General features: G+C 53.3%; 1 protein-coding gene. It reads left to right on the top strand.

Annotated features, from left to right (window positions below; all coding sequences use genetic code 11):
- A partial coding sequence (locus ACXAH6_RS20255; protein WP_474879797.1) for a beta strand repeat-containing protein occupies positions 1-4513 on the top strand: 4513 nt, incomplete at both ends.

Genomic DNA, 4513 nt, shown 5'->3' with positions numbered 1-4513 from the left:
AGACGCTGGTAACACCGTCACTCTGACCGTGGTTGACGCCAATGGCGATACCCAAACTCTCACCGCCACGGTTCAGGGCGATGGTAGCTTTAGCGTCACGCCATCGACACCACTGGTTGAAGGTGACTACACCGTTACCCTCACAGCAGTGGATGATGCAGGCAATACCAGTACCACCAGTCAAAGCGGCGAAATTGACACCTCAGCCCCCTTGTTATCATTGGCGGTGATTGGTGATGTGAGCGACACTACGCCTACCATCACCGGCACCACTGACTTACCAGCAGGCAGTACAATAACACTGACCTCGACGGACTCTGCAAATGACACGCAAACCTTTAGTGCGGTAGTACAAAGTGACGGTAGCTTCTCGGTTGAACTGCCTGCTCCAGCCGCCGAGGGCAACCTATCGGTTTCTGCCAGTGCAACCAGCGCAGCAGGCAATACCAGTACAGCAACAACAACCGGGAATATCGATGTAACAGCACCAACCGTAACCGTTGATGTACCTGAGATCACCAACGACACTACACCGTTGATTACAGGAACCTCTGATTTGGACGCCGGAAGTACGATTACGATTACCATAACTGATGCAAATAGCACCACCTCTACCACTACGGCTACCGTGCAAGTCGACGGTACCTACAGCGTTGAGGCACCGAGTGCATTGGCGGAAGGTAATTTCTCTGTAACGGCTACCGCTGAGGACGCCGCAGGTAACAGTGCTTCAGCCACTGACACTGGCGAAATTGACGTAACCGCACCCACCATCTCGGTTAATTCTACGGGTGACACATCAGATACAACGCCTACCATTACAGGCACTACCGACCTACCTGCAGGAGCGACGGTCACAATTATAGTAACCGATGCCGACCATAATGCCCAAAGCTTCTCCGCGACAGTGCAACCTGATGGTAGCTACAGTGCAGACGTACCAAGTGCTATGGCCGAAGGTGACTTCACCATTAGCGCAACGGCGACGGATACAGCTGGTAACTCTACGTCGGCTTCTGGCGACGGAACCATAGATACCACACAACCCATTATCGCTATCGACGTTATTGGCAGTGTGAATGATCCCACACCAATTATTGGCGGTACGTGTAATGAAATTGGCGCCACTGTCAGCATTACCGTGACCGATGGAGATGGCAATGAACAAGTACTTTCTGCAACAGTACAATCTGATGGAACCTATTCGGTAGAGGTACCATCTGCACTATCAGAAGGGTTATTAACGGTTGAAGTAGAAGTTCTGGATGATGCAGGCAACTTGGCCACTGTCACAACCACAGGGCTCATCGATCTCACCGTACCTGTTCTCGGTGTCGATGCCCTTGGTACATTGAACGATGTTACACCGACTATCTCAGGTACCTGTGATGAAATTGGTGCCACTATCAGCATCACAGTCACAGACAGTGACAGTAACGAGCAGACCTTCACTGCCACCGTCCAATCCGACGGTACCTACAGCGTGGATGTACCTTCGGCAGTCTCCGAAGGCCTGCTCAATGTGGAAGTCGAAGTGCTGGACGACGCGGGTAATTTAGCGACCGTCACTACGTCTGGCCTTATCGATCTAACCCTGCCTATCCTAGGTGTGAACGCGTTGGGTACACTCAACGATGCCACCCCCACCATCTCAGGCACCTGTGATGAAATTGGTGCAACGGTCTCAATTACCGTTACGGATAGCGATAGTAACGAGCAGACCTTCACTGCCACCGTCCAATCCGATGGCACCTACAGCGTGGATGTACCTTCAGCAGTCTCCGAAGGCTTGCTCAATGTAGAAGTGGAAGTGCTCGACGATGCGGGTAACCTCGCCACGGTGACAACGTCGGGTTTGATTGACTTAACGCTGCCAATCCTAGGCGTGAACGCACTCGGAACGCTCAACGATGCCACGCCGACTATCTCAGGCACCTGTGATGAAATTGGTGCAACGGTGTCAATTACCGTCACGGATAGCGACAGTAACGAGCAGACCTTTACGGCCACCGTCCAATCCGACGGCACCTACAGTGTGGATGTACCTTCTGCGGTCTCCGAAGGCCTGCTCAATGTGGAAGTGGAAGTCCTCGACGATGCGGGTAATTTGGCTACTGTCACTACATCTGGCCTTATCGATCTAACCCTGCCGATTTTAGGCGTGAACGCACTGGGAACGCTCAACGATGCCACGCCGACTATCTCAGGCACCTGTGATGAAATTGGCGCGACTGTCAGTATCACAGTCACAGACAGTGACAGCAACGAGCAGACCTTTACGGCCACCGTCCAATCCGACGGCAGTTACAGTGTGGATGTACCTTCAGCGGTTTCCGAAGGCTTGCTCAACGTAGAGGTGGAAGTCCTCGACGATGCAGGTAATTTAGCCACCGTCACTACATCTGGCCTTATCGATCTCACCCTGCCTATCCTGGGCGTGAACGCACTGGGTACGCTCAACGATGCCACGCCCACCATCTCAGGTACCTGTGATGAAATTGGCGCAACAGTGTCAATTACCGTCACTGACAGCGACAGTAACGAGCAGACCTTTACGGCCACCGTCCAATCCGACGGCACCTACAGTGTGGATGTACCTTCAGCGGTCTCCGAAGGCCTGCTCAATGTGGAAGTCGAAGTGCTGGACGATGCGGGTAATCTGGCCACCGTCACTACATCCGGTCTTATCGATCTCACCCTGCCTATACTAGGCGTAAATGCACTGGGTACGCTCAATGATGCCACGCCCACCATCTCAGGCACCTGTGATGAAATTGGTGCAACGGTCTCAATTACCGTGACCGATAGCGATAGCAACGAGCAGACCTTTACGGCCACCGTCCAATCCGACGGCACCTACAGTGTGGATGTACCTTCAGCGGTCTCCGAAGGCTTGCTCAATGTGGAAGTGGAAGTCCTCGACGATGCGGGTAATTTAGCGACCGTCACTACATCCGGTCTTATCGATCTAACCTTGCCTATCCTAGGCGTGAACGCACTCGGAACGCTCAACGATGCCACACCGACTATCTCAGGCACCTGTGATGAAATTGGTGCAACGGTCTCAATTACCGTCACTGACAGCGACAGCAACGAGCAGACCTTTACGGCCACCGTCCAATCCGACGGCACCTACAGTGTGGATGTACCTTCAGCGGTCTCCGAAGGCTTGCTCAATGTGGAAGTGGAAGTCCTAGACGATACGGGTAATCTCGCCACCGTCACTACATCTGGCCTTATCGATCTGACCCTGCCTATCCTAGGCGTGAACGCACTCGGAACGCTCAACGATGCCACACCGACTATCTCAGGTACTTGTGATGAAATTGGCGCGACGGTCAGTATCACAGTCACAGACAGCGACAGTAACGAGCAAACCTTTACGGCCACCGTACAATCTGACGGTACCTACAGCGTGGATGTACCTTCAGCGGTCTCCGAAGGCCTGCTTAATGTGGAAGTCGAAGTGCTCGACGATGCGGGTAATTTAGCGACCGTCACCACGTCTGGTTTGATTGACCTCACGCTACCGATTTTAGGCGTTAACACTTTGGGTACGCTCAACGATGCCACCCCCACCATCTCAGGCACCTGTGATGAAATTGGTGCAACGGTCTCAATTACCGTGACCGATAGCGATAGCAACGAACAAACCTTTACGGCCACCGTCCAATCTGACGGTACCTACAGCGTGGATGTGCCGTCGGCCGTTTCCGAAGGCTTGCTCAATGTGGAAGTGGAAGTGCTGGACGACGCGGGTAATCTGGCCACCGTCACTACATCTGGCCTTATCGATCTCACCCTGCCTATACTAGGCGTGAACGCACTCGGAACGCTCAACGATGCCACGCCGACTATCTCAGGCACCTGTGATGAAATTGGCGCGACGGTCTCGATTACCGTGACCGATAGCAATAGCAACGAGCAGACCTTCACGGCCACCGTACAATCCGACGGCACCTACAGCGTGGATGTACCTTCAGCGGTCTCCGAAGGCTTGCTCAATGTGGAAGTGGAAGTGCTCGACGATGCAGGTAATCTAGCTACCGTCACCACGTCTGGTTTGATTGACCTCACGCTACCGATTTTAGGCGTGAATGCACTCGGAACGCTCAACGATGCCACGCCCACCATCTCAGGTACATGTGATGAAATTGGTGCAACGGTGTCGATTACCGTTACGGATAGTGACAGCAACGAACAAACCTTTACGGCCACCGTACAATCCGACGGCAGTTACAGTGTGGATGTACCTTCAGCGGTTTCCGAAGGCTTGCTCAACGTAGAGGTGGAAGTCCTCGACGATGCAGGTAATTTAGCCACCGTCACTACATCTGGCCTTATCGATCTAACCCTGCCTATACTAGGCGTAAATGCACTGGGTACGCTCAACGATGCCACGCCCACCATCTCAGGTACTTGTGATGAAATTGGCGCGACGGTCTCGATTACCGTGACCGATAGCGATAGCAACGAACAAACCTTCACGGCCACCGTCCAATCTGACGGTACC

This window comes from Alteromonas sp. ABE4_545, from assembly GCF_056161325.1.
This window is presented reverse-complemented; position numbering and strand designations above follow the sequence as displayed.